The 25,735-nt window shown below is 69.3% G+C and carries 28 protein-coding genes; 12 read left to right on the forward strand and 16 right to left on the reverse strand.

The window, feature by feature from the left end:
- Nucleotides 1-62 precede the first annotated feature (62 nt).
- Complete coding sequence (gene hemQ / locus AC4HOU_RS04565) at nucleotides 63-758, reverse strand: hydrogen peroxide-dependent heme synthase (protein ID WP_163814353.1); 696 nt, start codon at nucleotides 756-758, stop codon at nucleotides 63-65.
- 238 nt (nucleotides 759-996) lie between these two features.
- On the opposite strand from hemQ, the gene AC4HOU_RS04570 reads away from it, so the two are divergent.
- Together AC4HOU_RS04570 and AC4HOU_RS04575 are read left to right on the forward strand one after the other, a co-directional pair.
- Nucleotides 997-1,326: an ArsR/SmtB family transcription factor gene (locus AC4HOU_RS04570; RefSeq protein WP_163814354.1), complete on the forward strand. Its 330-nt coding sequence runs from the start codon at nucleotides 997-999 to the stop codon at nucleotides 1,324-1,326.
- A complete protein-coding gene (locus tag AC4HOU_RS04575; RefSeq protein WP_490724158.1) occupies nucleotides 1,326-2,024 on the forward strand; it encodes a cation efflux transmembrane domain-containing protein in 699 nt (232 codons plus the stop codon). Before AC4HOU_RS04570 ends, AC4HOU_RS04575 begins: the two co-directional genes overlap by 1 nt.
- 223 nt (nucleotides 2,025-2,247) lie before the next feature.
- Here the strand turns inward: AC4HOU_RS04575 and AC4HOU_RS04580 are convergent, their stop codons facing one another.
- From AC4HOU_RS04580 to hemE, 4 genes are all read right to left on the reverse strand, one after another.
- Entirely contained in the window at nucleotides 2,248-3,591 is a 1,344-nt protein-coding gene (locus tag AC4HOU_RS04580) for a protoporphyrinogen oxidase (protein ID WP_490724159.1), read from the reverse strand.
- A gap of 577 nt (nucleotides 3,592-4,168) precedes the next feature.
- Nucleotides 4,169-5,410 carry a globin domain-containing protein gene (locus tag AC4HOU_RS04585; protein ID WP_490724160.1) on the reverse strand — a complete coding sequence of 414 codons (1,242 nt, stop codon included), beginning with the start codon at nucleotides 5,408-5,410 and terminating at the stop codon, nucleotides 4,169-4,171.
- Complete coding sequence (locus AC4HOU_RS04590; protein WP_194992190.1) at nucleotides 5,407-5,880, reverse strand: RrF2 family transcriptional regulator; 474 nt, start codon at nucleotides 5,878-5,880, stop codon at nucleotides 5,407-5,409. Before AC4HOU_RS04590 ends, AC4HOU_RS04585 begins: the two co-directional genes overlap by 4 nt.
- A 212-nt stretch (nucleotides 5,881-6,092) precedes the next feature.
- The gene (hemE, locus tag AC4HOU_RS04595) at nucleotides 6,093-7,151 is read right to left on the reverse strand and encodes a uroporphyrinogen decarboxylase (RefSeq protein ID WP_163814359.1); all 1,059 of its coding nucleotides are present in this window, start codon (nucleotides 7,149-7,151) and stop codon (nucleotides 6,093-6,095) included.
- A gap of 168 nt (nucleotides 7,152-7,319) precedes the next feature.
- Here hemE and AC4HOU_RS04600 point away from each other — a divergent pair, with 168 nt between their 5' ends.
- Genes AC4HOU_RS04600 through AC4HOU_RS04610 form a run of 3 tightly spaced genes read left to right on the forward strand, consistent with a single transcriptional unit; the run spans nucleotide 7,320 to nucleotide 9,456 of the window.
- A complete protein-coding gene (locus AC4HOU_RS04600; protein WP_048834261.1) occupies nucleotides 7,320-7,871 on the forward strand; it encodes a DUF3000 domain-containing protein in 552 nt (183 codons plus the stop codon).
- 22 nt (nucleotides 7,872-7,893) lie between these two features.
- Nucleotides 7,894-9,237: an HRDC domain-containing protein gene (locus tag AC4HOU_RS04605; RefSeq protein WP_490724161.1), complete on the forward strand. Its 1,344-nt coding sequence runs from the start codon at nucleotides 7,894-7,896 to the stop codon at nucleotides 9,235-9,237.
- Between the two features lie 18 nt (nucleotides 9,238-9,255).
- Entirely contained in the window at nucleotides 9,256-9,456 is a 201-nt protein-coding gene (locus AC4HOU_RS04610) for a hypothetical protein (RefSeq protein WP_490724162.1), read from the forward strand.
- A gap of 212 nt (nucleotides 9,457-9,668) precedes the next feature.
- On the opposite strand, the gene dxs is transcribed toward AC4HOU_RS04610, so the two are convergent.
- The gene (dxs, locus tag AC4HOU_RS04615; RefSeq protein WP_490724163.1) at nucleotides 9,669-11,564 is read right to left on the reverse strand and encodes a 1-deoxy-D-xylulose-5-phosphate synthase; all 1,896 of its coding nucleotides are present in this window, start codon (nucleotides 11,562-11,564) and stop codon (nucleotides 9,669-9,671) included.
- Between the two features lie 182 nt (nucleotides 11,565-11,746).
- Here dxs and AC4HOU_RS04620 point away from each other — a divergent pair, with 182 nt between their 5' ends.
- A complete protein-coding gene (locus tag AC4HOU_RS04620; protein ID WP_194992157.1) occupies nucleotides 11,747-12,415 on the forward strand; it encodes an SIMPL domain-containing protein in 669 nt (222 codons plus the stop codon).
- A 173-nt stretch (nucleotides 12,416-12,588) separates the two neighbouring features.
- Here the strand turns inward: AC4HOU_RS04620 and AC4HOU_RS04625 are convergent, their stop codons facing one another.
- Complete coding sequence (locus AC4HOU_RS04625) at nucleotides 12,589-13,983, reverse strand: class I SAM-dependent RNA methyltransferase (protein WP_490724164.1); 1,395 nt, start codon at nucleotides 13,981-13,983, stop codon at nucleotides 12,589-12,591.
- A 28-nt stretch (nucleotides 13,984-14,011) separates the two neighbouring features.
- Nucleotides 14,012-16,000: an APC family permease gene (locus AC4HOU_RS04630; RefSeq protein ID WP_163814364.1), complete on the reverse strand. Its 1,989-nt coding sequence runs from the start codon at nucleotides 15,998-16,000 to the stop codon at nucleotides 14,012-14,014.
- A gap of 193 nt (nucleotides 16,001-16,193) precedes the next feature.
- On the opposite strand from AC4HOU_RS04630, the gene AC4HOU_RS04635 reads away from it, so the two are divergent.
- Together AC4HOU_RS04635 and AC4HOU_RS04640 are read left to right on the forward strand one after the other, a co-directional pair.
- Nucleotides 16,194-16,859: a potassium channel family protein gene (locus AC4HOU_RS04635; RefSeq protein ID WP_036537979.1), complete on the forward strand. Its 666-nt coding sequence runs from the start codon at nucleotides 16,194-16,196 to the stop codon at nucleotides 16,857-16,859.
- Nucleotides 16,860-16,862: 3 nt separating this feature from the next.
- A complete protein-coding gene (locus AC4HOU_RS04640; RefSeq protein ID WP_163814365.1) occupies nucleotides 16,863-17,534 on the forward strand; it encodes a potassium channel family protein in 672 nt (223 codons plus the stop codon).
- Nucleotides 17,535-17,543: 9 nt separating this feature from the next.
- On the opposite strand, the gene AC4HOU_RS04645 is transcribed toward AC4HOU_RS04640, so the two are convergent.
- The 3 genes from AC4HOU_RS04645 to AC4HOU_RS04655 all read right to left on the reverse strand — a co-directional run bounded on the left by AC4HOU_RS04645 (nucleotide 17,544) and on the right by AC4HOU_RS04655 (nucleotide 19,452).
- Complete coding sequence (locus AC4HOU_RS04645; protein ID WP_163814366.1) at nucleotides 17,544-18,179, reverse strand: sigma-70 family RNA polymerase sigma factor; 636 nt, start codon at nucleotides 18,177-18,179, stop codon at nucleotides 17,544-17,546.
- Nucleotides 18,180-18,306: 127 nt separating this feature from the next.
- Nucleotides 18,307-19,044, reverse strand: coding sequence for a DUF3159 domain-containing protein (locus tag AC4HOU_RS04650; protein ID WP_228806827.1), 738 nt, complete (start codon nucleotides 19,042-19,044; stop codon nucleotides 18,307-18,309).
- Nucleotides 19,045-19,047: 3 nt separating this feature from the next.
- On the reverse strand, nucleotides 19,048-19,452 hold the full coding sequence (locus AC4HOU_RS04655; protein WP_036537982.1) for an OB-fold nucleic acid binding domain-containing protein: 405 nt from the start codon (nucleotides 19,450-19,452) through the stop codon (nucleotides 19,048-19,050).
- Nucleotides 19,453-19,576: 124 nt separating this feature from the next.
- Here AC4HOU_RS04655 and AC4HOU_RS04660 point away from each other — a divergent pair, with 124 nt between their 5' ends.
- A complete protein-coding gene (locus AC4HOU_RS04660; protein WP_490724165.1) occupies nucleotides 19,577-20,272 on the forward strand; it encodes an alpha/beta fold hydrolase in 696 nt (231 codons plus the stop codon).
- Between the two features lie 45 nt (nucleotides 20,273-20,317).
- Here AC4HOU_RS04660 and AC4HOU_RS04665 read toward each other — a convergent pair whose 3' ends face one another.
- Nucleotides 20,318-21,262 (reverse strand): DUF3710 domain-containing protein, encoded by a 945-nt coding sequence (locus tag AC4HOU_RS04665; RefSeq protein ID WP_490724166.1) that lies wholly within the window; start codon nucleotides 21,260-21,262, stop codon nucleotides 20,318-20,320.
- Nucleotides 21,263-21,266: 4 nt separating this feature from the next.
- Nucleotides 21,267-21,764, reverse strand: coding sequence for a dUTP diphosphatase (dut, locus tag AC4HOU_RS04670; RefSeq protein WP_163814369.1), 498 nt, complete (start codon nucleotides 21,762-21,764; stop codon nucleotides 21,267-21,269).
- 74 nt (nucleotides 21,765-21,838) lie between these two features.
- On the opposite strand from dut, the gene AC4HOU_RS04675 reads away from it, so the two are divergent.
- On the forward strand, nucleotides 21,839-22,354 hold the full coding sequence (locus AC4HOU_RS04675) for a DUF3093 domain-containing protein (RefSeq protein ID WP_490724167.1): 516 nt from the start codon (nucleotides 21,839-21,841) through the stop codon (nucleotides 22,352-22,354).
- 87 nt (nucleotides 22,355-22,441) lie between these two features.
- On the opposite strand, the gene AC4HOU_RS04680 is transcribed toward AC4HOU_RS04675, so the two are convergent.
- Both AC4HOU_RS04680 and AC4HOU_RS04685 read right to left on the reverse strand, forming a co-directional pair.
- A complete protein-coding gene (locus tag AC4HOU_RS04680; protein ID WP_138447349.1) occupies nucleotides 22,442-22,744 on the reverse strand; it encodes a DUF4193 domain-containing protein in 303 nt (100 codons plus the stop codon).
- A 110-nt stretch (nucleotides 22,745-22,854) separates the two neighbouring features.
- On the reverse strand, nucleotides 22,855-23,133 hold the full coding sequence (locus tag AC4HOU_RS04685; protein WP_163814371.1) for a hypothetical protein: 279 nt from the start codon (nucleotides 23,131-23,133) through the stop codon (nucleotides 22,855-22,857).
- On the opposite strand from AC4HOU_RS04685, the gene cei reads away from it, so the two are divergent.
- A complete protein-coding gene (cei, locus tag AC4HOU_RS04690; RefSeq protein ID WP_163814372.1) occupies nucleotides 23,117-23,794 on the forward strand; it encodes an envelope integrity protein Cei in 678 nt (225 codons plus the stop codon). The two genes, AC4HOU_RS04685 and cei, sit on opposite strands and share 17 nt — an antisense overlap.
- Nucleotides 23,795-23,804: 10 nt before the next feature.
- Here the strand turns inward: cei and AC4HOU_RS04695 are convergent, their stop codons facing one another.
- Entirely contained in the window at nucleotides 23,805-24,734 is a 930-nt protein-coding gene (locus AC4HOU_RS04695) for an inositol monophosphatase family protein (protein WP_490724168.1), read from the reverse strand.
- A 168-nt stretch (nucleotides 24,735-24,902) separates the two neighbouring features.
- Between AC4HOU_RS04695 and ppgK the strand changes: the two genes are divergently transcribed.
- Nucleotides 24,903-25,661, forward strand: coding sequence for a polyphosphate--glucose phosphotransferase (gene ppgK, locus AC4HOU_RS04700; RefSeq protein WP_163814374.1), 759 nt, complete (start codon nucleotides 24,903-24,905; stop codon nucleotides 25,659-25,661).
- Nucleotides 25,662-25,735 lie beyond the last annotated feature (74 nt).

The raw sequence follows: 25,735 nt of genomic DNA on the forward strand, positions 1-25,735 counted from the left end.
CGACAAAAAACAAGACCACGACGCCCCCCCACAGACGGTTTTGGGCCCCCCCGGTACTGGGTTCAGGGCAGCGCGGTCATCAGCTGCTCGACCTCGACGCGCGGGCCGGTGAAGAACGGTACTTCCTCGCGCACGTGCAGGCGGGCCTCGGTGGCGCGCAGATCGCGCATCAGGTCCACGATGCGGTGCAGTTCCGGGGCCTCGAAGGCCAGGATCCACTCGTAGTCGCCGAGCGCGAACGAGCTCACGGTGTTGGCTCGCACATCCGGGTAGCCGCGGGCGGCCTTGCCGTGATCGGCCAGCATCTTGCGGCGCTCCTCGTCGGGCAGCAGGTACCACTCGTAGGACCGCACGAACGGGTACACGCAGATGTAGTTGCCCGGGTCCTCGCCGGCCAGGAAGGCCGGGATATGGCTCTTGTTGAACTCGGCGGGCCGGTGGATGGCCACATTGCTCCACACCGGCGCGCTGGCCTTGCCGAGCGCGGTGGTGCGGCGGAAGTCGGCGTAGACCGCCTGCAGATCTTCGACCCGTTCGGCGTGCGTCCACAGCATGAAGTCGGCATCGGCGCGCATACCAGCGACGTCGTAGATGCCGCGCAGCACCACCCCGCGATCGGCCAGCCCGTCGAAGAAGGCGCGCGCCTCCTTGATCGCCGCCTCCCGGTCGTCACCCAGCGCACCGGGTTGCACCTGGAACACCGAGAACATCAGGTACCGGATAGTCGAATTGAGAGCCTGGTAGTCGAGTCGCGCCATACCCCCATCGTGCCACTCGGCGCTTTTCCCGCCGCCGCCATCCCCGCCCGGACGTCGGTGCCGCGCCGCGCGCCGGACCGAGCGCGAGACGTGCGCTGCCGAAGGACGACTCGGCAACCCCATGACCGTGCCCCAGCGAACAGGGCGCGCGGCGATCCGGTCGTGCGACGGCCGACGAGCAAGCGCAGCGTCAATGTTCACTATTTTCTGAATACAGATTTCCATGTACTGTTCGGGTATGGAGACCTCGCTGCATCACGATGCATTGGCCCGGTTCGGTCATGCGTTGTCCGACCCGACGCGCACCCGAATCCTGCTGAGCCTGCGTGAAGGTCCCGGCTATCCGTCGGAGCTGGCCGAGCAGATCGGGGTCACGCGGCAGATTCTGTCCAACCATCTGGCGTGCTTGCGCGGGTGCGGGCTGGTGGTCGCCGTGCCGGAAGGGCGGCGCAACCGCTACGAGCTGGCCGATGCCAGGATTTCGGCCGCACTGTCTGATCTGCTCGGATTGGTGCTTGTCGTGGATCCGGCCTGCTGCCCAGCCGCCGATACCCAGGAGTGCTGCTGATGGATTCGCCGGGAACGCCGACCGTGCGGGCGAAGCCGAGCGCGAGCCGGAAAGCGGTGCTGGCGCGGCGGATTCGCTGGTTCGTCGCGGCGACCATCGCCTACAACGTGGTCGAGGCGATTATCGCGCTCACCGAGGGCGCACGGGTGTCGTCGACCGCGCTGATCGGGTTCGGGCTGGATTCGGTGATCGAAGTCTCCTCTGCGGCCGCCGTGGCGTGGCAATTCGCCGGACGCGACCCAGCGAAACGGGAGAAGCTCGCCCTGCGGGTCATCGCGTTCTCCTTCTTCGCCCTCGCCGCCTACGTCACCGTCGAGTCGATCCGCGGCCTGCTCGGCATGGGCGACGCCGAGCACTCCCCGATCGGCATCGGACTCGCCGCCGTGAGCCTGGTCGTCATGCCGGTGCTGTCCTGGGCGCAACGCCGCGCCGGCCGTGAGCTCGGCTCGGCCTCCGCCGTCGCCGATTCCAAACAGACCCTGCTGTGCACGTACCTGTCGGCAGTGCTGCTCGTCGGCCTGCTGCTCAACAGCCTGTTCGGCTGGTCGTGGGCCGACCCGATCGCCGCCCTCGTCATCGCCGCCATCGCGGTGAAAGAAGGCCGCAACGCCTGGAAGGGCGACACCTGCTGCCCCGCACCGGCCGCGGCGCTCGCCACGAGGGGATCCGCAGGGCACGACTGCGAATGCTGCGACTGACGTCTCCGGCATTCCTTCCCCTGCCGCACGCGCTTCGGGAAGCACTCGCCTAGATCATCGTCTCCGCGTCGGCTTCACCGGCCAGGAGCTCCCCGGACATTGCCGCTTTCCTCCTCGACACCATGGCCGCCGGGAGACTTCGCCGCGCTGACTCACCCGCCACGAGACGAGCCGCAGCGACAGACGCCCGGCCAGGCGAGCGCCGCAGCGATATGGCGGGCGGTCAGGTGAGCGCTGCCGCGATATGCCGGGCGGCGCTGGTGGCGGAGGCGACGCAGGCGGGGACGCCGACGCCGTGCAGGTAGGCGCCGGTGAGGGCGAGGGTGTCGAATTCGGCTGCGGCGGCTTCGATCTCGGCGATGCGGGTGGTGTGACCCGGGGCGTATTGAGCGAGGGCGCCGGGCCAGCGTTGGACGGTGGCCGAGAGTGGGGAGATGGGGACGCCGGTGACGGTGGCGAGGTCGGCGACGGCGGCGGCGACGAGTTCGCCGTCCGGCCAGGACAGCACGGCGTCATCGCCGAATTTGCCGAAGGAGGCGCGGACCAGCGCGATCTCGCGGGCGGCCAGATGCGGCCATTTGCGGCTGGACAGGGTGAAGGCCTTGGCGCTCAACGGTTCTCCGGTGGCGACGAGGATGCCGGAGTTCTGCGGCAGCGGGGTGTCGCGCGGGAGGGCGAGTGCGACCAGGGCCGAGGAGGAGAGCTCGATTCCGGCCAGCGCCGACGACGCGGCGGGCGCTTCCGCAGCGAGCAGGCGGGCAGTCACCGGGGCGGGCGTGGCGAGGACGACGGCGTCCACCGCACCCACCGGTTCGAGCTGCCACCCCGTCGCCGTCCTGGTGAGTTCGGTGGCTTCCGCGGTCACGAACGTCGCGCCGGATCGTTGCGCGAGCGCTTCGAGCAGGACCTGATAGCCGTCGCGGATTCCGCCGAAGACGGGTGCATCCGATGGTGGCGGCAGGGCCGCGGTGACGGCGGCGGTGAGGCTGGGGGCGCCGTTGTCGAGAGCGGCGGCCAGACCAGGCAGGGCCGCGCGCACCCCGATGGATCGTGAGCTGCCCGCGTACACCCCGCCGAGCAGCGGATCGACGCTGCGGTCAGCGACTTCCGCACCGAACCGGTCGGCCACCAGGCTGTACACGTCGATGTCGGAGCCAGGCTGCCAGCTGAATGGCCGTTCGGGTTCTGTGGCGACCTGTTGCAGGGTTTCCTCGGACACCAGTCCGCGCAGCGTGTCGGCATCGGATGGGATTCCCATCAGCGTCCGGGCAGGCAGTGGGTGTGTGCTCCCCTCGGCCCAGATCAGCGGACGCAGCCCCGCCGGGCGCACCAACTGATCGTCGAGCCCGAGCTCCGCCAGCAGTGCGATGACCTCGGGCCGCCGCCCGACGAACGCCTCGGCACCCAGATCGACCGGATCCCCGTTGATCTCACCGGTGTAGAGAATGCCGCCGAGCCGCTCCCCCCGCTCTACCACGACGATCTCGGCCTGCGGCCCGAGCAGCCCACGCAACCGATACGCCGAAACCAGCCCGCTGATACCACCGCCGACGACCGCGATTCTCATACCGACGACGGTAATCCCCGCCCGTGACCGGCCGTCACGGTGGTCGGCGAAACCGCTGGTCACCGCATTGGCGACGCGGTGAGGATCACAGCCTGCGCGCGGCACCCGGCGACGCGACGATCGAGCCGCGGGCGCCCCGGCAGAGCTATCCCGGCATGGACGGGTTGTTCGAGTAGGGCGACCGTTCGATGGGTCTATTGCGCCGCCAGTATCGGCGCACACCGCGCAGCTCCCGCGACACCCGCGCCGCCCGGGCGGCCGTCGCCGCAGCACGTTCGCCACGAGCCTCGTCCGACTCGACGGCCCCACTTTCCTCCCGCGCCGGCGCCTCGGATTTTGTTGCGCCCCAACCGAAAATCCGTCTCATGCGGTGATCTTATGGCAGACCACCGACAGATTCGGCCGACCACCGAATCGCAGGCCAGGGTCGGCACAGTCCACCGGCGCCGAGAAATCTGCGACGGCCCCGTGACCACCAGATCGGCCACGGGGCGCCGTCATGCGGTTTTCGGTCAGGGTTTCCGAGCCCTGATGTCAGGCCCGGCCGCGCTCAGTCGCGGCGACGGCGGGAACCCGCTCAGACCGGGCAGACGCCGGTCCGCCAATCGGTCGGGGTGAACTGTTCGATGTGCACCCGATCGCTCGGGACGCCCATGGCTGTCAGCTGGGACCGGACCGCATCCAAGAATCCGTCCGCTCCGCAGACGTAAATGTCCGCGTCGGCGGGCAGGGTGATCGTGGACAGGTCCAGTAGGCCCTGGTGGGCTTCGCCGGCCTCGTCTTGGTACCAGAGTTCGAGGGTGGCCGCGTCGAGGCGGTCGATGAGGGTGCGCATGCGGTTCAGCAGGGGGTGGGTGCGTGGGGTGCGGTCGGCGTGCAGGGCCAGGACGGTCCGGGGTGATCGGTGGGCGGCCAGGTATTCGAGGGTGCCGATCATCGGGGTGATGCCGATGCCAGCGGAGATGAGGACCAGTGGGGTGGTCGCGTCGGTGTCGACGGTCAGGTCGCCGAAGGGCAGGGTGATCTCGAGGTGGTCGCCGGTGGTGAGGTTGTCGTGCAACCAGCTCGACACCTCGCCGGCGGGACAGCCCGCGACAGCGTCCACGCGTTTGACGGCGAACGTCAGCTTTCCTTCGCCCGGGTTGTTGACCAGGCTGTACTGGCGTAGCTGACGCGCACCGTCGGGCAACCGGACGCCGACCGAAACATACTGCCCCGGCAGGAATTCCGGGAACGGCGCGGAGGGATCAGCCGACTCGACAGTGAAGATCGCAGCACCGGCCGGATCGTCCTCACGTCCCACGACCACCGCGTCCCGGAACACATCGCCGGGTTCGACACCGGCCGCCACATACAGCTGTTTCTCCAGGTCGATCAGCGAGTCCGCCATCAACCAGTAGACGCGATCCCAGGCGGCCGCCACCGGGTCGGTGACCACGTCGGCGCCGAGCACTTCGACGATCGCGGCGAACAGGTTGTCGTGCACCACCTGGTACTGATCGGCGGTGATGCCGAGCGATGCGTGCTTGTGCCCGATTCGCGACAGCATGGCCGACGGGTGCGGCAGCCGCGGATCGACCAGGTAGGTGGCGAAGGACGCGACGGAGGCGGCGAGCGCACGCTGCTGGGAACCCTGCGCCTGGTTGCCACGGTTGAACAGATCACGGATCAATTCGGGATGGTTGCCGAACAGCCGGCGATAGAAGGCCGTGGTGATCTCGTCGATATGGGCACCGACCAAGGGCAGGGTGGCGCGGATCGTTTCGGCATGCTCGGGGTCGAGTTCGGGTAGGGCACGGACGACGCTGTCGGTGTTCACTGACTTTCCTTTACCTCGGAACCACCGCCCACCGAGGGAATGGTGAGCAGATGCAGCAATTCGACGGCAGGTCCGGTGACGAGATCGGTGACCGTATACCGATCCAATTCTCGATAGAACGCTTCCTTGGCGTCCGCGAGAATTCGGCGCAACCGGCAGGAACCGGCGAGCGGACAGGGATGATCGCCCTCGCACAGCACAACTTCGCGGTCACCTTCCAGGGCACGCACCAGCGCGCCGACCGACGCGCCGCGCCCGGTCTCGGTGATGAACAACCCACCGGAGCGGCCACGCTGCGCCTGCACGAAACCCAGCTCGACCAGTTGCGTCACCGCTTTCGCCACATGACGTTCGGACGCGTTGACCTGCCGGGCGATCAACCGAGTGGTGACCCGGTTATCGGCCTCGTCACTCACCGCCAACCGCATCAGGGCCCGGAGCCCGATATCGGTGAAGCGAGTCAGCTGCATGGCATCGACGCTACCGAGCCCGGGACTCCGGAAACCAATTCCGGACGGGTGTTCTTAATTACGCGAATTCGTGCGGTTTTTAGGCGCCGGATCAGGGCATGCGGCAACGCGGTATCAATCGCCGGAAATTGCTGCTACGCCGTGGAATCGGTATCGCAGAAAGGCATTCCGCCCCGGCGCGATCAGTGCAACGCGCCGGGCTGCGGCGGACATCACAACTGGTGGACGAGTTCGACCAGCGCGGTGATCACACCCGGATCGGTATCGGGCAGCACCCCGTGGCCGAGGTTGAAGATATGACCGGCGGCCCCGAGGGTGATGGCCTCGTCGGCCTCGTGGGTGATGCGGCGCGCCTCGGCCTCCACCGCGTCCCACCCGGCGAACAGGATCGCCGGATCCAGGTTGCCCTGCAACGCTTTTCCAGGACCGACCCGGCGCACGGCTTCGGTCAACGGCACCCGCCAGTCGACTCCGACGACGTCGGCGCCCGCCTCCCCCATCGCCCCCAGCAGCTCACCGGTGCCCACCCCGAAGTGGATGCGCGGCACACCGGCCGCGGCGACCTCGGCGAACACCCGCTCCGAATGGGGCAGCACGAACCGGCGGTAATCGGCCTGCGAGAGCGCACCGGCCCAGGAGTCGAACACCTGCACCGCGTCCACTCCGGCCGCGAGCTGGGCCTGCAAGAAGGCGATGGTGATGTCGGTGAGCACGCCGAGCAGCTCGTGCCAGGTCTGCGGATCGGCATGCATCATCGCCTTGGTGCGCTCGTGATGCTTGCTCGGACCGCCCTCGACCAGGTACGACGCCAGCGTGAACGGTGCGCCCGCGAACCCGATCAACGGCGTCTGCCCCAGTGCGTCGAGCAGCAGCCCGATCCCGTCGGTGACGGCGCCGACCTCCTCCGGCCGCAGCCGCGGCAACGCCCGCACATCGGCGGTGCTGCGCACCGGCGCGGCCACCACCGGGCCGACACCCGGCACGATATCGAGGTCGATGCCTGCCGCCTTGAGCGGAACGACGATGTCGGAGAACAGGATTGCCGCATCCACGCCGTGGCGGCGGATCGGCTGCATGGTGATCTCGCAGACCAGTTCCGGATCGAAGCAGGACTCCAGCATGCCGATGCCCGCGCGCAGCTCCCGGTACTCAGGCAGCGAGCGGCCGGCTTGGCGCATGAACCACACCGGACGCCGGCTCGGCTCGCCGCCGGTGGCGGCGGCCAGGAAGGGGGCATCGGTCAACCGGCGGCGCGTCTGTGTGCTCACCATCGTTATCGTAGGCGGGTCCACCCTCCCCTCAGCGGCGCGCCTCCGACTGCGCCGGGGACGGTAGGTCTACCGTCACCTCTCGTGACACCGCTCGACTACCGCGACGGCGCCGCATCGACCGAGGGCTCCGACGGCGAACCAGCTTCCTTTCGTGCCGCGGTCGAGGCGATGGGCACCGCAACAGTGCATCCCCGGATCGAGCTGGCCCCTATCCGTCCGCCGCAACGGCTGGCCCCGTATTCCTATGCGCTCGGCGCCGAGGTCAAACACCCCGAGACCGGTGTGGTGCCGATCGACTCCGAGGGCGATGCGTTCGGCAGGCTGATCCTGCTGCACGACCCCGACGGTGACGAGGCCTGGCACGGCACGTTCCGGCTGGTCGCCTACATCCAGGCCGATATCGACGCCGCCCTGGCCACCGACCCGCTGCTGCCCGAGGTGGCGTGGAGCTGGCTGGTGGACGCGCTGGAATCGCGGGGGGAGCCGTTCACCGCGCTCGGCGGCACCGTCACCTCCACCAGTTCGGTCCGTTACGGCGATATCGCGGGCCCGCCGCGCGCCCACCAGCTGGAGCTGCGCGCCTCCTGGACCGCGATGACCACCGAGATGCGTCCGCACGTGGAAGCCTTCGCCGAGGTACTGGCCTTCGCCGCCGGGCTGCCACCGGCCGGTATCACAGATTTGCGGCCACAGTCGTACACCAATAACGACCGCAGCTGAGCGCCACGTAGAGTTCACCTCTATGCCGGAAGCAGACGGGGCTGGCCGCGACGTGGACAGCGGCGAGACGGACAGTACGACCACGCAGGTCTCGGCGGACGCCGAGCCCGAGACCGCGGTGCCGTTGCTCGTCCCCGCCGACGGTGTGCCGCCGGTGCTCAGCACTCCAGCCGAGATCGCCGAGGCCGCCACCCGGATCGCCGCGGGTACCGGTCCGCTGGCCGTGGACGCCGAACGCGCCTCCGGTTTCCGCTACTCGGCTCGCGCCTACCTGATCCAGCTGCGGCGCGCGGGAGCGGGCAGCTTCCTGATCGACCCGATTCCGGTGGCCGATGCGCTGGCACCGCTGGCCGAGGCGATCAACGATCTCGAGTGGGTGCTGCATTCGGCCGACCAAGACCTGCCCGGTCTCGCCGAGCTGGGGTTGCGTCCGGCGGCGTTGTTCGACACCGAACTCGGCGGGCGGCTGGCCGGGTTCGACCGGGTCGGACTGGCGGCCATGGTCGAGCGGCTGCTCGGGCGTGCGCTGCGCAAGGGGCACGGCGCCGCGGACTGGTCGACCCGGCCGCTGCCGGAGGCCTGGCTGAACTACGCGGCCCTCGATGTGGAACTACTGCTCGAGCTACGCGAAGCGGTGGCGATCGCGCTGCACCAGCAGGGCAAAACCGAGTGGGCGGCACAGGAATTCGAGCACGTCCGGCTCACCGAGCCGCCCGCGCCGAAGGCCGACCGCTGGCGGCGCACCTCCGGCATCCACACCCTGCGGCGAGCACGTCAGCTGGCGACGGTGCGCGAACTGTGGACCACCCGCGACGAACTGGCCCGCCACCGCGATATCGCGCCCTCGCGCATCCTGCCCGATTCGGCCATCATCGCCGCCGCCAACGCCGAGCCCCGCACCATCGCCCAACTGCGCGAATTGCCGGTTTTCGGCGGGCCGCGCCAGCGCCGGTATTCGCGGGAATGGCTCAGCGCCGTCGAGCGCGCCAGGACGCTGCCCGATACCGAGCTACCGCCGCTGTCCCAGCCCTACGACGGGCCGCCGCCGGTCAACCGCTGGGAGCGCCGTGACCCGGTGGCCGCCGCCCGCCTGACCCGAGCCCGTGCCGCCATGGGCGAGCTGTCGACCGAAGTCCTGGTCCCGGTGGAAAACCTGCTCACCCCCGACGTGGTGCGGCGCCTGTGCTGGGACGGGCTCCCCAGCTACGACTTCGGCCCCGATTCGGCCACCGAGCTCGGCAAACAGATCGACGAGTTCCTCCGCTCCGCCGGCGCCCGGCCCTGGCAGCGCGAACTGGCCGTGCCGCGCCTGACCGTCGCGCTGATCGTCGCCGAGCCGCCGCACGAACCGGCAGACGGCGACTGAGTGGATTACGTCGGCGGCGTGGGGATTACCGAATTCGCACCGGGTGACGTCGGCTACTTTCCGCACGGGCCGTTCAGCGGGATCTGCGGCGTGGTCGACGCCCGTGGCGCCCGGATGCGTATCGAATTCAGCGAAGGGACCGTCCACCGTGAAGGTGGTGTACTGCGCGAGCGGCGCCACCATATGACCGTCGCGTTCGACGGAGTCGAGCTGGTCTAGTCGCCTCCCGCACCCTGATTGCGGCAGTCGGTCCTGGCATTTCGCCGCCACACCGCCCGGATCACCCCCGGCCGCAGTCGCGGCGATCGCGGACCGGAAACTCGGGCAGCGGGTGAAATCCTCGCGGTCACAGCACACGATCGGCTCATGGTCGCCGTGCCGGTGTTCATCGCGAGCGCGACCCGCGACTGAGGTGGGCGGGTAACTCCGGCTCAGCCCGCGTCGACCCAGCTCGCGATGCGGCGAGCGATGTCGGGAGCGGTGAGACCCAGCTCCTGCCGGACCTGGGCGACGGTGCCGTGATCGAGGAACTGTTGCGGCACACCGATATCGCGGGTGGGGACGTCGAGACCCGCGGTGCGCAGGCGCGCGGACACGCTGGAGCCGATGCCGCCGTGCAGGCCGCTGTCCTCGACGGTGACCACCATGCGGTAGTTCTCGGCCAGCTTGACAATGGTGTCGGAGACCGGAAGCACCCAGCGCGGGTCGATGACGGTGACCGAAATACCTTCCGGCGCCAGCAGTTCGGCAACCTCGACGGCCATGGACGCGAACGAGCCGACCGCGACCAGCAGGACGTCACCGTGCTGGGTACGGGCGGTGCCGTCGCCCTCGGGCAGGCGCAGCACATCGACGCCGTCGAGCCGCTCCACCGCCGTGATCTCTTCGACCACACTGCCTTTCGGGAAACGCAGCGCGGTGGGCCCGTCGGTGACGGCCAGCGCCTCACCCAGTTCCTCGCGCAGGGTGACCGCATCGCGCGGCGCGGCGACCCGCATACCGGGCACGATGCCGAGCACCGACAGGTCCCACATCCCGTTGTGGCTCGCGCCGTCGGAGCCGGTGATGCCCGCGCGGTCGAGCACCAGGGTGACCGGCTGCTTCAGCAGCGCGACATCCATCAGCAGCTGGTCGAAGGCCCGGTTGAGGAAAGTCGAGTAGATGGCGACCACCGGATGCATGCCGCCGAGCGCCAGACCGGCCGCCGAGGCCACCGCATGCTGTTCGGCAATCCCGACGTCGAACATCCGCTCCGGGAATCGCTCACCGAAGGCGGCCAGGCCGGTGGGGCCGGGCATGGCGGCGGTGATGGCGACGATGTCGTCGCGGCGCTGCGCGTGTTCGATCAGCTCGGCGGAGAACACCGAGGTCCAGTCCTTGGCCTTGCTGCTGCCCACCGGCTCACCGGTCAGCGGGTCGATCGGCCCGCAGGCGTGCATCTGGTCGGCCTCGTGGTTCTCGGCCGGTTCGAAGCCGCGGCCCTTCTGGGTGACGGCGTGCACGACCACCGGACCGCCGAAGTCCTTGGCGTGGCGCAGCGCGCCCTCGACTGCGGCGATATCGTGCCCGTCGACCGGGCCGACGTACTTGAGTCCGAGATCGCTGAACAGCTCCTGCGGGCTGACCGCGTCTTTGATGCCCGCTTTCACCGCGTGCATCATCGAGTACGCCGAGTCGCCCACCCGGGGGATGCTCTTGAGCAGCCGCCGACCGGCGTCGAGGGCGTGTTCGTAGGCGGGCTGGGTGCGCAGCGCGGTGAGCCGCTGGGCCAGACCGCCGATGGTGGGGGCATAGGAGCGGCCGTTGTCGTTGACGACGATGACCACCGGGCGATCGGGTGCGGCGGCGATATTGTTCAGCGCTTCCCAGCACATGCCGCCGGTGAGGGCGCCGTCACCGACTACCGCGACCACATGCCGGTCCTGGCCGGTCAGCGCGAACGCCTTGGCCAGACCGTCGGCGTAGGACAGCGCGGCGGAGGCATGCGAGGACTCCACCCAATCGTGCGCGCTCTCCGCGCGGCTCGGGTAGCCGGACAGGCCGCCCTGGGTGCGCAGGGTGTCGAACTGGTCTTTGCGGCCGGTGAGGATCTTGTGCACGTAGGCCTGGTGGCCGGTGTCGAAGATCAGCGGGTCGGCGGGCGAGTCGAAGACCCGGTGCAGGGCGATGGTCAATTCGACCACGCCGAGGTTGGGGCCGAGGTGACCGCCGGTGACCGCGACCTTGCGGACCAGGAACTCACGGATATCCGCCGCCAGCTCGCGCAGCTGCGGCACCGTCAGCTGCCGCAGGTCTTCGGGCGTGTCGACCCGGGAAAGCATTCCCACCTGAACTCGCTCCCTCCGGATAGCGCATCTGATCCGATCAGTCTACGGAGCCACTCTGTGTGCCTCACACGACGACGGATCCCCACCAGCGGACATGGCCGGCGAATGTGAGACTCGACATACGATGCCCAGCTTAGAGTGGGCTCGTAGGCGTGCGCGAACAACCGAGGACAGGAGAACTCGTGGGCAAGAAGAAGTCGTCGGGCGCGGTCACCACGTTCGGGCACGGAACCGTCCACGCGACCCCCGACCTCATGCGCGTGACCCTGTCGGTGGAAAGCCGCGCGAGCAAGGTGGCCCTGGCCTATGGGCGCGCCGGGGAGCGGGTCGCTGCGGTCACCGCCTCGCTGCGCTCCTACGGCGTGCCGAGCACCGATATCGCCACCAGTGGGCTGTCGGTGCGGACCGAGACCGTCTGGGTGGAGGGCGGCGGCAACAAGATCACCGGTTATCTGGCGACCACGTCGCTGACGATCACGCTGCGTGAGATCGGCGAGGATGCCGACCCCGGCCCCGCCACCATCATCGCGCACTGTGTCGACGCCGGCGGCGACGATGTCCGTCTCGGTGGGCTCGAACTCACCGTCGCCGACCCGGACGCCCTGCTCGGCACCGCCCGCGACGCGGCCTGGGACGACGCCAAAGCCAAGGCCGAGCAGTACGCCGAGCGCGCCGGACGCGCCCTCGGTGCTGTCGTCGAGATCACCGAGGACACCTCGGCGCCGGTCCCGGTTCCCCGCCCCCGTGCGCGTGGAGCGAGCGAAATCGCCTATGCCGCAGCAGCGGTGCCGGTGGAGCTCGGCGAATCCGAACTCGCCGCCGACGTGCGGGTCACCTGGGAACTCGACTGAACCGCCGACACTCCGGCGTACTCGGTCCCGAGCGCGGGAGCAGGTCCGCGTCCAGTGGCGGCGCCGCGGTAGTCGACCGGACGCACCGGGCCCCATCGGCGATCGCCACGTAGCCGTGGCACGACGGACGACCTTCGTGACCCGCGCCGCGCCCAACGCTCCAGCGGTCCGGCTCAACGCTCCAGAAGCGCAAGGCATTCGACATGGTGGGTCGCCGGGAAGGCGTCGAAAGCGCGCAGGCCGGTGAGTTCATAGCCGGCCGCGCGGTAGAGACCGACGTCGCGGGCGAAGGAGGCGGGATCGCAGCCGATGTGGATGATGCGCTCGGGTGCGACGGATGTGACCGCGCCGACGACGGCCTTGCCCGCGCCCGCGCGCGGCGGGTCGAGCACGACGACCCGAGGCGCGCCGCCGGTGTGCTGGGCCACCCAGCGCTCGACCCGGCCGCTACCCAGCCGCAGCCAGGGCAGATCGGCCAGTGCGAGCGTGCCGTCGGCCACCGCGGTGCGCCCCGATTCCACCGCGTGCACCGAACCGGACGGACCGACCTGTTCGGCCAGCCGGGCCGCGAAGACACCGACACCGCTGTAGAGATCCCACGCCGTATCCCCCGGTGCCAGGGCGGACCACCCCGCCACCACATCCGAATAACGTTGCGCGGCATCACGGTGGGCCTGCCAGAAGCCGGTCGCCGATAGCTCCCAGCGCCGGCCCGCCACGTATTCGACGGCCCGGCCGCTGCCCTCGATCAGCCATTCGTCCCTGGCCGCGTGCGCGGCGGCGCGATGCGCGGCCGCACGTTGACGTTCGGCGTTGCCGGGGCGGGATTCGCCGCGGCGGCCGCGCGGTCCCCCGCGCTTGCCGTGATGCGGACGGTCGCCGGCACGGCTACGGCGCGGGCCTTCGCGTCCAGGGTCGGCGGTATCGCCGCGGCGGTCCCGGTCGCGGCCCAGGTCGGTTTCGACCGGCGGAGCCAGTTCCACGAGGTGACGGGTGCCGTCACCGTCGACCGCCACCACCAGATCGGCGCCAGGGGTCCAGAGCCGGTCGGCGATCCCGTCCAGCGCGCCCGCTACCGGCTGCGGGCACCGCAGATCGGCGATGACCTCGGTGCTCCGATACCGGTGGGCCCCCGCGCGGCCTGCCGCGTCGACAGGTAGCCGCACGCGGGTCCGCCAGCCGCCCGTCTCGGTGCCGGCGTCCAGTGGCTCGACCACGATCTCCCGGTCCAGCCCGGCGATCCGGCGGAGCTGTTCGGCCACCACCGCGGCCTTGAGTTCGCGCTGCGCGGCGGGCGTGGCGTGCGAGAAGTCGCAGCAGCCCGCGCCACCCGGCCCCGACACCGGGCAGGTGGCGGGCACCCGGTCCGGCGAAGCCTCCAGGATCTCGATCGCATCGGCACGGCAGAACGATCCGCCGGCGTCCTCGGTGACGCGGGCGCGCACCAGCTCACCCGGCAGGCCGTGCCGGACGAACACCACCCGGCCCTCGTGGCGTCCGACGCAGAACCCGCCGTGGCCGGGCGGGCCCAGCCGGATCTCGACGGTGTGCCCGGACCAGTCGCTCATCGCCGCGGCCCGTACTCGCCTCGCGCGGTCATGAGCGATCCTCATATCCTCGCCGCACCGCGCCGGGTGCGTTGGTCACCCCGGCCGCGCGCGCCTTGGCCGAGGAGCTCAGCTGCCAGGGCACGCTGGTCACCATCACGCCGGGCTCGAACAGCAGCCTGCCCTTGAGCCGCAGCGCGCTCTGGTTGTGCAGCAACTGCTCCCACCAGTGGCCGACCACGTACTCCGGGATGAACACGGTGACGACATCGCGCGGTGCGTCCTTGCGCACCCGCTTGACGTAATCGAGCACCGGTTTGGTGATCTCGCGGTACGGCGATTCGATCACCTTCAGCGGCACGTTGATATCGCTTTGCTCCCATTCGCGCACCAGGGCCCTGGTATCGGGATCGTCGACGTTGACGGTGATCGCCTCTAGCGTGTCCGGCCGGGTGGCGCGTGCGTAGGCCAGGGCCCGGCGGGTCGGCAGGTGCAGCCGCGAGACCAGCACGATCGAATGCGACCGGCTGGGCAGCACACCGTCCCACTCGTGTTCGTCGAGTTCGCGGGCCACCGAATCGTAGTGGCGCCGAATCATCCGCATCACCACGAAGATCGCGATCATCACGAAGATGGCGATGTAGGCACCGGCGAAGAACTTGGTGATGAGCACGATCACCAGCACGGTGCCCGTCATCGTGAGACCGACGGCATTGATCACCCGCGACCGCTTCATCCTCGATCGCTGCGCGCTGTCGGTTTCGGTGCGCAGCAACCTGGTCCAATGCCGCAGCATGCCGAACTGGCTCAGCACGAACGAGACGAACACGCCTACGATGTAGAGCTGGATCAGCTTGGTCACCTCGGCGTCGAACAGCACGACGAAGGCGATGGCGGCCCCGGACAGGAACAGGATGCCGTTGCTGAATGCCAGCCGGTCACCGCGGGTGTGCAGCTGACGCGGCAGGTAGCGGTCCTGGGCGAGTACCGAGCCGAGCACCGGGAACCCGTTGAACGCGGTGTTGGCGGCCAGCACCAGGATCAGCGCGGTGACCACGGTAAGGAAGAAGAAGCCGATCGGGAAACCGGCGAAGACGGTTTCGGCCAGCTGCGCGATGAGCGTCTTCTGCTGGTAGTCGGCGGGAGCGCCGACCAGGTGCTCCGGGTTGTGCGCGTACACGATCCCGATCTTCTGGGCGAGCATGATGATGCCCATCAGCAGGGTGATCGAGATGGTGCCCAGCAGCAGCAGGGTGGTGGCGGCATTGCGCGACTTCGGTTTCCGGAATGCGGGCACACCGTTGCTGATCGCCTCGACGCCGGTCAGCGCGGCACATCCGGAGGAGAACGCCCGCGCGATCAAGAACGCGAAGGCGATGCCGTACAGGTGCTCGTCCTCGGCCTCCAGTCCGAATCCGGCCGACTCCGCGGTCAGGTCCTCGCCGAAGACATAGATGCGCAGCAGCCCCCAGCCGAGCATGAAGAACATGCCGAAGATGAAGGCATAGGTGGGGATCGCGAAGGTCTTGCCCGATTCGCGGACACCGCGCAGATTGATGGCGGTCAGCACGGCGATGGCCACCACCGCGAACAGCACCTTGTGGGTGGCGACGAACGGGATGGCCGAGCCGATATTGGAGGCCGCCGAGGAGATCGAGACCGCGACCGTGAGTACGTAATCCACCAGCAGCGCGCTGCCGACCGTCAGACCGGCGTTGGGACCGATATTGGTGGTGGCCACCTCGTAGTCGCCGCCGCCCGACGGATAGGCGTGCACGTTCTGCCGGTAGCTGGCGACCACCACGGCCATCACGATCGCCACCGCGATGCCGACCCACGGCGCGTACACGAAGGCCGAGATCCCGGCCGCCGACAACACCAGGAAGATTTCTTCGGGCGCGTAGGCGACCGACGACATGGCATCGGAGGCGAAAATGGGCAGCGCGATTCGCTTCGGCAGCAAGGTATGACCGAGCGAATCACTGCGGAACGGCCTGCCGAGCAGCATCCGCTTCGCCGCTGTCGTCAACTTGGACACTGGAGCGAGCATAGGCCCCGCTGAAACGCTGCGCCCCGGGACGTCACGGTAGTTCCCCTGTTCGATGCGGTGCCGACATGTTTGATGTGACCTGGTGGGGGGAACATGGCTGCGGGGACACGCGGCGAGTACGGTTCGATCCCGGACGGACGAACAGACCGGACGCCACGGTTTCCAGGAACGAGGTTGCACGGTGTACGTAGTGATCATGGGGTGCGGACGCGTCGGCTCGTCGCTGGCGCGCGCCCTGGTCCGGATAGGTCACGAGGTCGCCGTGATCGATCGCGATCAGAGCGCGTTCCGGCGCCTCGGCGCGGACTTCCCCGGTGAGCGGGTGCTCGGGGTCGGATTCGACCGAGACGTGCTGACCCGGGCCGGGATCGAACGCGCCGGCGCCTTCGCCGCCGTCTCCTCCGGCGACAACTCCAACATCATCTCCGCGCGGGTGGCCAGGGAGATGTTCGGCGTCGAACGCGTGGTCGCGCGGATCTACGACGCCAAACGCGCCGCCGTCTACGAACGGCTCGGCATCCCCACCATCGCCACCGTGCCGTGGACCACCGACCGGTTCCTGCACACGTTGATCGGCGACGCGGGCACCACCACCTGGCGCGACCCGACCGGCACGGTGGCCGTCGCCCAGCTGACCCTGCACGAGGACTGGTACGGGCGCACGGTGCGCGATCTGGAACGCACCGTCGGCGCGCGAGTGGCTTTCATCATCCGCTTCGGCCAGGGCGTGCTGCCGGAAAGCAAGACCGTGGTGCAGGCCGACGACATCATCTATGTGGCCGCCACATCCGGGTCGGTCGGCGAAGCCGTCGCCCTCGCCGGTAAGCCCCCAGCGAACGAGGACTGAGATATGAAGGTGGCCATTGCCGGCGCCGGAGCCGTCGGCCGATCCATCGCCAGGGAGCTGCTGCGCAGCGGGCACCAGGTGATGCTGCTGGAACGTCAGCTCGACCACATCGATCCCGCGGCCATCCCGGACGCGATCTGGGTACACGCCGACGCCTGCGAGCTCGCCCTGCTCGAAGACGCCGACCTGGAAACCTATGAGGTCGTCATCGCCGCCACCGGCGACGACAAGGCCAACCTCGTGCACAGCCTGCTCGCCAAGACCGAATTCGGCGTTCGCCGGGTGGTGGCCAGGGTCAACGATCCACGCAACGAATGGCTCTTCGACGGCTCCTGGGGTGTGGACGTCGCGGTCTCCACCCCGCGGCTGCTGGCCTCGCTGGTGGAGGAGGCGGTGTCGGTCGGGGATCTGGTGCGGCTCATGACGCTGCGGCAGGGCCAGGCGAACCTGGTGGAACTGACTCTCCCGCCGGACACATCGCTGGCGGGCAAACCGGTGCGAACCCTCACACTGCCCCGCGACACCGCGCTGGTGACGATCCTGCGCGGCGGACGGGTCATCGTGCCCGAGGCCGACGACCCGTTCGAAGGCGAGGACGAATTGCTGTTCGTCACCTCACCGGAGGGCGAGGAAGAGTTGCGCGCGGCCCTCGCCTCACACGGCGCCGCCTCCTGAACACAGCGCTCAGGAGGCCACCTTCAATTCGGCGCGCAGTTTGTTCAACGCCCGATGCTGCATCACGCGCACCACGCCCGGGCTGGTGCCGATGGCATCGGCGGTCTCGGCCGCGGTCCAGCCGAGGATGATCCGCATCACCAGCACCTCGCGGTGCACGGGGGCGAGCACCTGCATCAGCTGCCGGGTGGCGCGCTGGCGTTCGGACACCAGGGCCCGTTCCTCGGGTCCGGCCGCCAGTGACGCGGCGTCGGGCATGTCGTCGGTCGGATAGACCGGGTGGGTCTGGGCGCGGCGGAAGGCGTCGGCGACCTTGTTCGCCGCAATGCCGTAGACGAAAGCCAGAAACGACTTGCCCTGCTCCCGGTAGCGCGGGATAGCGTGCACGGTGGCCAGCATGACCTCCTGCACGACGTCATCGGCGGTGACCTGAAGGTGTGCGGTGTTGCCCATCCTGGACCGGCAATAGCGGTACACCAGCGGATGGATCAGTCGCAGCACATCGCTGATGGCCCGACTGTCGCCCGCGGCGGCGGGACCGATGAGGCTGTTCAGTTCGGCCGAGATCCGGCGGCTCTCCGACAGGGCCGGATTGTCCTGCCTGCGGCCCGTACGGGTAGTGGCGGTGGTGCGCTGGGTAGCCAATTCGCCAGTCCTCTCAGCGATCGTTCGCGGTGATGAAACGATCCTGCGCCGATCCAGAGACTGCCGACAGATACCCCAGGGTGGGTAGGGCCCCACCTTCGCGGCGGGTCGAGACCGACCCGCGGAATCAAGCCTTGGCATGACGGCCGGCGGCGGGACGGCCTGCGGCGGGCAGATGCCCGGCCCGGCGCACCGCCCACACCGTGACCGTGAGCGCCACCGCCGTCAGCGGCCAGCCCATCGCGATGCGCGCGAAAGCGAGCCAACCCGTGTGGTCGGTGTCGTAGAAGTGCGACTGCACCAGATACCGGGAGCCGAAGACCAGCACCCAGGCCAGCGTGGCGATGTCGTAGAGCCGGACCACCCGCCGGTCGGTGCGCCATTCGCTGCCGTGGCCGTTGAGCACCCCCCAGATGACGCCGACCAGGGGCCAGCGCACCAGGATCGAGGCGAGGAACACACCGCCGTACACCAGGCTGGTGTAGATGCCGAACAGGAAGAAGCCCTTGGCCTCGCCCATCCGGTAGGCGATGAACGCACAGATGCCGACGCCGATGAACCCGGAGATCGCCGGCTGCACCGGATCCCTGCGCACCAACCGCCAGACCAGGATCGCCGCGGCCACACCGAGCGAAGCCCAGATCGCGGCGGTGAGCCCGGCCACGGTGTTGACCGGGACGAAGACCAGAACCGGAAGGGTCGAATAGATCAGGCCACTGAAACCACCGAGCTGTTCGAGCAGCGTCTGCTGGCGGGCTACCTCGGCCTCGACCTCCTCACCAGCGGTGCCGGCGGGCGCGGGCTCCGGCGCGGTGGTGGTGGCGAGTTCGGCGGGCGTCGGTAGGTTTTCGTCGCTCGATGGCATACGTCAGCTGTTCCCGCGCAATTCGTAGTAGGGGTTGTACATGACCTTGCGGCCGTCACGGTCGCCGACCCGACCGCGGACCATGATGCGCCGCCCCGATTCGATGCCGGGGATGCGCTTGCGACCGATCCACACCAGGGTGATGGCGTCGGTGCCGTCGTAGAACTCCGCCTGCACACTCGCGCCGGCGGACTGGGGGCACGCCTCGACACTGCGAAGGCGCCCCAGCATCGTCGCTTCGTCGCCGCGGCGACACTCCGATGCCAGGCAGGCTCCCGAGGCGTCGGCCGTTTCGGCCAGCTCCTCGGCGTCGAGCTGATCGATGTCCTCGGTCAGTCTGCGTCCGAGCCTGCGAAAATATCCCGAGGCGGGGTTCGAAGCCGCCTTTCTTCCTCCGAAGGAAGACATCGCTCGGTCTCCTGTAGAGCTGATGGACGTGGGTCGCACGACCATCTCGTTGTTCGCACGACCGTCTGCGGCCGTACACCGCCACTGTAGATGGGCAACCATCGCACCGCTACGCTCACCTCCGATGTTCGACTCACCCACGCCCGCCGTCGTTGTCGGGCTCCCAGGTACCGGCTCCGACGCCCACTTCGCGCGCCGGGCATTCGAGCCCGCGTGCACCGCTCGCGGATTGGAGCTGATCGCCGTCGATCCGAACCCTCGCGCCGTCGTCGACAGCTATGTCGCGGCCCTCGACGACGCCGCACGCCGCGGCCCGGTGCTGGTGGCGGGTATCTCACTCGGAGCCGCGGTGGCCATCGAATGGGCGAGCACTCGCCCCGAGGCCGCGGCAGGGGTCATCGCCGCGCTGCCTGCCTGGACCGGACCCGACAGCATCGGCTGTCCCGCCGCGGCCAGCGCCGCCGGTACCGCCGCGGCCCTGCGCGCCGACGGCCTCGACGAGGTGGTGGCCAGGATGCGGGCAGGCAGTCCAGCATGGCTGGGTGAGGCGCTGGATCGCTCCTGGCGATCCCAATGGCCGGACCTGCCGCAGGCGCTGGAGGAGGCGGCAGCCTACAAATGGCCGGAGCCGCAACGCCTGGAGACACTGACCACGCCGGTGGCGGTGCTCGGCGCGGTCGACGATCCGGTGCACCCGTGGCCGGTCGCCCAGGAGTGGGCCGGGCTGATCGCGACTTCGGTGCTGGAGGAACTCACCCTCGACGAACTGGGCGCCGACCCGGCCGTCCTCGGCCATCTGGGGCTGGCTGCCTTCGGTTGAGCCCGGCGATGCTGTCACGCCGGGCTGCCGCCCGATGCCGGCCCGCTAGTTGCGACCGAGCTGCTGCATGGCCGAACCGTCGGCACCGCGCCGCGGCTGATCGGGCATCACCGGACGGCCCGCGCCCGGCGCGATACCCGGCACCACGCCCGGTGTGCCCTGCTGGGCGGCCAGCGCCTGCTGCTGGGCCGCGATCGCCTGCTGCTGGGCCTGGATCTGCTGCTGATGGGCCGCGGCGAGCTGATCGGCCAATTCCTGCGGCAGCACCACCGGCAGCGGTTCGCGCACGGGCAGCGGATCGGTGCCACGGCGAACTACCGTTTCGGCGAGAATCGCCCGCGCGGCCGTGACCAGCGGGGTGTCGGCGTCGGCGGCACCCGACGGGCCCGCGGCCACCAGCCGCACCATCCAGCGATAGCCGTCCACGCCGATGAAGCGCAGATCCGCGCCCTCGGTGACGGCGAAGATCTCCCGGCCCCACGGCCCGGTCTCGATGGCCACCTTCGCGCCGTCCTTGCGCAGCGAGTCGGCCAGATCCGAGGCCACCGTGCGCCACTGGCCCGGTGATTTCGGCGCCGCGTAGGCCGCGACGGTGATCCGCCCGTGCTCGGTGGCCAGATGCACCGCCTGCGGGGTGCCCTCGGGAGTCATCTCCACCTGGAGCTGACCGCCCGGCGGCACCGGCAGGATCACCGAGCCGAGGTCGAGGCGCTGATCGGCGACCGACTCGAGCAGTTCGGCGACTTCCTCGTAGTCGTAGGGGCCGGTGGCCGACGCCTCGTCGTCGGGCGCGGCATGCTCGGCCGGACGGTAATCGGAGTCGTCGTCGTAATCGTCCTCGGCGATCGCGTCGGCGAAATCGTCGGAGTACTCCGGGTATTCGTCGGTGTCGTATTCGTCGCCGTCGAACTCGGCGTAATCGCCGGGTTCGTCGTAGCGGTCGTCGTCGACGGATCTGTCGCGGCGCGTGGACTTCTTCTTCCCGAACATCGCGTCATTCCTCCTTGCCGGTCGCGGCCGACGCCGTACCGGAGGCGTCGAGGCTCGCGTGCCCACCGCTCGAGCCGTAGCCGCCCGCACCCCGCGTGGTCTCGTCGAGCCGGTCGACCTCGACGAAATCCACCAGCTCCACCCGTTGCACCAGCAGCTGGGCGATCCGGTCGCCGCGCCGCAATTCGATCCGGGTCCGCGGATCGTGGTTGATCAGGCACACCTTGATCTCGCCGCGGTAGCCGGCGTCGACGGTGCCCGGCGTATTCACCACCGACAGACCGGTCTTGGCCGCCAGCCCCGAACGGGGATGGATCAATCCGACGGTGCCCACCGGAAGGGCGACCGCGATGCCGGTGCCGACCAGCACCCGCTCTCCCGGTTCCAGGATGACGTCCTCGGTGGTGCACAGGTCCACGCCCGCGTCGCCGGGATGGGCGCGCGTCGGCACGGGGATGCCGGGATCGAGCCGCAGCAGAGGTATCGGTGAAAGTGCGCTCACGTAGCACGAGCCTACGCGTTTTCCCGGCCGTACCTGCACGCCATCCCGGCGAGCCGCTGGCTTACTCTTGAGTTGTGTCCGACCAGCCCGTACCAGCCGATACCCAGCGCTCGACCCGGTCCGGTCCGCCCGCTTACACCGAGCGCCTGTGGGTGCCGCTGTGGTGGTGGCCGGTGGCGTTCGCGATCGCAGGCCTGCTGGCCGCCGAAATCCACATGGGCGCGCCGGGCGTGCGGGCCTGGCTGCCCTACGTGTTGCTGTTCCCCGTGCCGGTGTGGGTGCTGTTGTGGCTGAGTAGGCACCGCATCGCGGTGGCGGCCGATCCGAACGGTGCGCCGGAACTGCGGGTGGATCGCGCCCATCTACCGGTGGAATTCATCGCCCGCGCGGCCGTGGTGCCCGCGAGCGCCAAGAGCGCGGCGCTGGGTCGTCAACTCGACCCCGCCGCCTATGTGCAACATCGCCCGTGGATCGGGTCGATGGTGTTGCTCGTGCTGGACGACCCGGACGATCCGACGCCGTACTGGTTGATCAGTACCCGCCGGCCCGAACGGGTCCTCGCCGCGCTCGGACTGCCGAGCGCGGACTGACACCGCGGTGCGACAGCGCGGTGTAGCGGCCCGGCGAGGGGATCTCGGATCCCGGTTCGCGGGGCCGTCGCCATATCGGGCGCGCGCTCAGGCGGCGCAGTCCATGCAGATCAGCTGACCGCCCTTGTCGCTGGCCAGTCGGCTGCGGTGGTGCACAAGGAAACAGCTCGAGCAGGTGAACTCATCGGCCTGTTTCGGAATCACCCGGACCGTCAGCACTTCTTCGGACAAGTCCGCGCCGGGAAGCTCGAACGACTCCGCGGTATCGGATTCGTCGATATCCACGACGGCGGACTGAGCCTCGTTGCGACGAGCCTTCAGCTCCTCCAGCGAATCCTCCGACACGTCGTCGGATTCGGTGCGCCTCGGTGCGTCATAGTCGGTTGCCATGTCGTCTTCCCCTCGTCCTTACTCCGTATATCCCGGATCGGCGCGGACATTCCTCGCGGTTGTCCACACCGCCCGCCGGTGGCACACATCACACGTGTACCGGTCCCCTATCAGGGCAGATTCTGAGGTTCTGCACCGGATAGCAGTCGGACAACGCTGAACATGCCCTGCTTGTTCCCGCGACCAACCACCGATTTTCGGGCCGGTGTTTCGATCTGGGCCGCCAGACAATAGCGGACCCCCAGACAAAAGTCGCAATCAAAACACAGCCGAGTCGAAACCGTCAGGGAATCGACACCATCGGCGTCACGAATCGAGACCGACGGCACGGCGGCTGCAAGGTTCGCCCGGACATTTTCGTAGAGTGTGCTGGTGGTTTCACTGATCACCGAAGGCAGCGCAACGGATTCGCGGGGACGACCCTTCATCCGGCGGCGCCTGCAGCCCTGGCTCGTCCTGGTCGCGGTATTGGCCCTCATCTGCACGATCGTGTGGATCAAGGCGCTGACCACCGAGGACACCGACTACACGGCGATGGCGTGCAATTCGCCGAGCCCGGCCACCGATCCGGGCGCCGAACCGCAGCCCGCGCTGGGGCAGCGAGTGGGGCCGAGCCGGCTCGAGAACGTGGAACCGGCCGCGCTGGCCGACACGAAGGTGCGCGTCCTCAATGCCAACAACCAGCGCGGGCAGGCCGCCCATGCCGCCGCCCAGCTCGGCGACCTCGGATTCGGCAGCGTCCCGAATGAGGCCTATGGCAACGATTCGATATACGTCAACGGCGATCTGGAATGCATGGGCCAGATCCGCTTCGGGGTGAACGGCCGCCGGGCCGCGGCCTCGGTGCAGCTGGCCGTTCCGTGCGCGGAACTGATCGAGGACAAGCGCGAGAACGACACCGTCGATCTGGTGCTCGGCTCGCTGTTCCGCGATATCCAGCCGTCCAACGACGCCGAAGAAGTGCTGCGTTCGCTGAAGAACCCGGCCTCCGGCGAGACCCCGGCCCTCGATATCGATCTCCTCGAGGCGGCCAGGCAGGCCCGCTGCTGAGCGGGGCAGGTCAGGGCTCGGGGATCGGCGCGCTGACCCCGAGCTCGTCCAGCAGGGCCAGCAGTTCGTCGGCGATTCCCGGCGCGGCCGCGACGAACAACTCCCCCGCGGCGCCGGTGGAATGCGCGGGCGGGGCCACCACCCGCGCCCCGGCCTCGGTGGCGATCAGCGCGCCGGCGGCCCAGTCCCAGGGATTGAGACCGTGCTCGTAGTGCGCGTCCACCCGGCCCTCGGCCACCATGCACAGATCCAGCGCGGCCGCACCGATGCGGCGGATGTCACGCACCCGCGGTAGCACCTCGGCGACCAGCGCGGCCTGGCGCGCCCGCCGCGCCGCGCCATAGCCGAACCCGGTGGCGACCAGCGCCATGCGCACCTCCTCGACCGGGGTGCAGCGCAGCGGGTGCACCGACCCGTCGGCGTCGACGCGTTCGGCGCCGAGGCCGAGCCCGGCGTGATAGGTCCGCTCGGCGGCGACGTCGACCACCGCGCCGGCGATCGAGCGCCCGCCGCGCATGGCGGCCACCGAGACGGCGTAGGCCGGTATCCCGTACAGGAAGTTGACGGTGCCGTCGATCGGATCGACCACCCAGACCACGGTGTCGTCGTCGGCGCGGCACAGATCGCCGCCGCCCTCTTCACCCAGGATGTGATCGGCCGGACGCAGCCGGGCCAGCATGGTGCGGATGAGCTGCTCGGTTTCGGTGTCGACCACCGTCACCGGATCGGTGGGGGTGCTCTTGGATCGCACGGCGCCGTCCGCGTCACCGGCGGGCCCGAACACCTCGGGTCTGCGGGTTCGTACATGCGCGGCGGCGGCCTCGGCCAGCTCGACCGCGAGGCGGCGCAACGCTGCGGCGTCGGGTGCGGCGATCGGGGAGTTCTCGGTGGTCAGGACGGTGGGCTGGGGCGAGGACGACGAATGCGGCACGTCCTCCATCGCACCACAGATCCTGCGGACCGCGCAGCCGCGACCGCCCACTACTCTTGTCGTGCACGACACAGCGCCGTCGTCGGGCACCCCCTTCGCGCCCCGGATGGCGGTCGCGAAGCCCCCGTGCGACGGCGCGTATTCCGTACTGGCCGGCACAGGGAACGAGGAACTGTCATGTCTGCTCGGGGGCACGCATTCGGAATCGATATCGGCGGCAGCGGCGTGAAGGGCGCCGCGGTGGATCTGGCCACCGGTGAACTCGTGCACCAGCGCATCAAGATCGCCACCCCGCAGCCGGCGACCCCGCACGCCGTGGCCGAGACGGTCGCCGATCTGGTCGCCCAGGCCGGCTGGGACGGACCGGTGGGCATCACCCTGCCCTGCGTGGTGCTCGACGGTGTGGCCCGCTCGGCCGCCAATGTGGACCCGGCTTGGATCGGTACCGACGCCAGGACGCTGTTCAGCGCCGCGCTCGGCGGCCGCGCGGTGACCGTGCTCAACGACGCCGACGCCGCCGGCATGGCCGAGGACCGCTACGGCGCGGCAAAGGATTTCGAGGGTCTCGTGCTGTTGCTGACCTTCGGCACCGGCATCGGCTCGGCGGTGCTCTACAACGGCACCCTGGTACCCAACAGCGAGCTCGGTCACGTCGAGATCGGCGGGATGGAGGCCGAGCACCGCGCGGCCGCATCGATCAAGGACCGTGACGGCCTGTCGTACCAGCAGTGGGCGGTCCAGGTGAGTACCGTGCTGATCGGCCTGGAGAACCTGTTCTGGCCGAAAGTGTTCGTCGCCGGTGGCGGCATCAGCCGCGATGCCGCACAGTGGATCCCCTTGCTGACCAACCGGACTCCGGTGATCCCGGCGAACCTGAAGAACACCGCTGGCATCGTCGGCGCGGCCATGGCCATCGATGCGGGAATCGCACCTTAGCGGTTGCGGGCATCGCAGGCGAGACCTCGCGGGTCCGATCGTTACAATGGAACTGCCCGGCGGTGAGCCGGTGA

This window comes from Nocardia sp. JCM 38205 (assembly GCF_058222935.1).

Coding starts and splice junctions, on each gene's coding strand:
- hemQ (WP_163814353.1), bottom strand. CDS start 758: ATGGCGCGACTCGACTACCAGGCTCTCAATTCGACTATCCGGTACCTG.
- AC4HOU_RS04570 (WP_163814354.1), top strand. CDS start 997: ATGGAGACCTCGCTGCATCACGATGCATTGGCCCGGTTCGGTCATGCG.
- AC4HOU_RS04575 (WP_490724158.1), top strand. CDS start 1,326: ATGGATTCGCCGGGAACGCCGACCGTGCGGGCGAAGCCGAGCGCGAGC.
- AC4HOU_RS04580 (WP_490724159.1), bottom strand. CDS start 3,591: ATGAGAATCGCGGTCGTCGGCGGTGGTATCAGCGGGCTGGTTTCGGCG.
- AC4HOU_RS04590 (WP_194992190.1), bottom strand. CDS start 5,880: ATGCAGCTGACTCGCTTCACCGATATCGGGCTCCGGGCCCTGATGCGG.
- hemE (WP_163814359.1), bottom strand. CDS start 7,151: ATGGTGAGCACACAGACGCGCCGCCGGTTGACCGATGCCCCCTTCCTG.
- AC4HOU_RS04600 (WP_048834261.1), top strand. CDS start 7,320: ATGGGCACCGCAACAGTGCATCCCCGGATCGAGCTGGCCCCTATCCGT.
- AC4HOU_RS04605 (WP_490724161.1), top strand. CDS start 7,894: ATGCCGGAAGCAGACGGGGCTGGCCGCGACGTGGACAGCGGCGAGACG.
- AC4HOU_RS04625 (WP_490724164.1), bottom strand. CDS start 13,983: ATGAGCGACTGGTCCGGGCACACCGTCGAGATCCGGCTGGGCCCGCCC.
- AC4HOU_RS04640 (WP_163814365.1), top strand. CDS start 16,863: ATGAAGGTGGCCATTGCCGGCGCCGGAGCCGTCGGCCGATCCATCGCC.
- AC4HOU_RS04650 (WP_228806827.1), bottom strand. CDS start 19,044: ATGCCATCGAGCGACGAAAACCTACCGACGCCCGCCGAACTCGCCACC.
- AC4HOU_RS04655 (WP_036537982.1), bottom strand. CDS start 19,452: ATGTCTTCCTTCGGAGGAAGAAAGGCGGCTTCGAACCCCGCCTCGGGA.
- AC4HOU_RS04660 (WP_490724165.1), top strand. CDS start 19,577: ATGTTCGACTCACCCACGCCCGCCGTCGTTGTCGGGCTCCCAGGTACC.
- AC4HOU_RS04665 (WP_490724166.1), bottom strand. CDS start 21,262: ATGTTCGGGAAGAAGAAGTCCACGCGCCGCGACAGATCCGTCGACGAC.
- AC4HOU_RS04680 (WP_138447349.1), bottom strand. CDS start 22,744: ATGGCAACCGACTATGACGCACCGAGGCGCACCGAATCCGACGACGTG.
- AC4HOU_RS04695 (WP_490724168.1), bottom strand. CDS start 24,734: ATGGAGGACGTGCCGCATTCGTCGTCCTCGCCCCAGCCCACCGTCCTG.
- ppgK (WP_163814374.1), top strand. CDS start 24,903: ATGTCTGCTCGGGGGCACGCATTCGGAATCGATATCGGCGGCAGCGGC.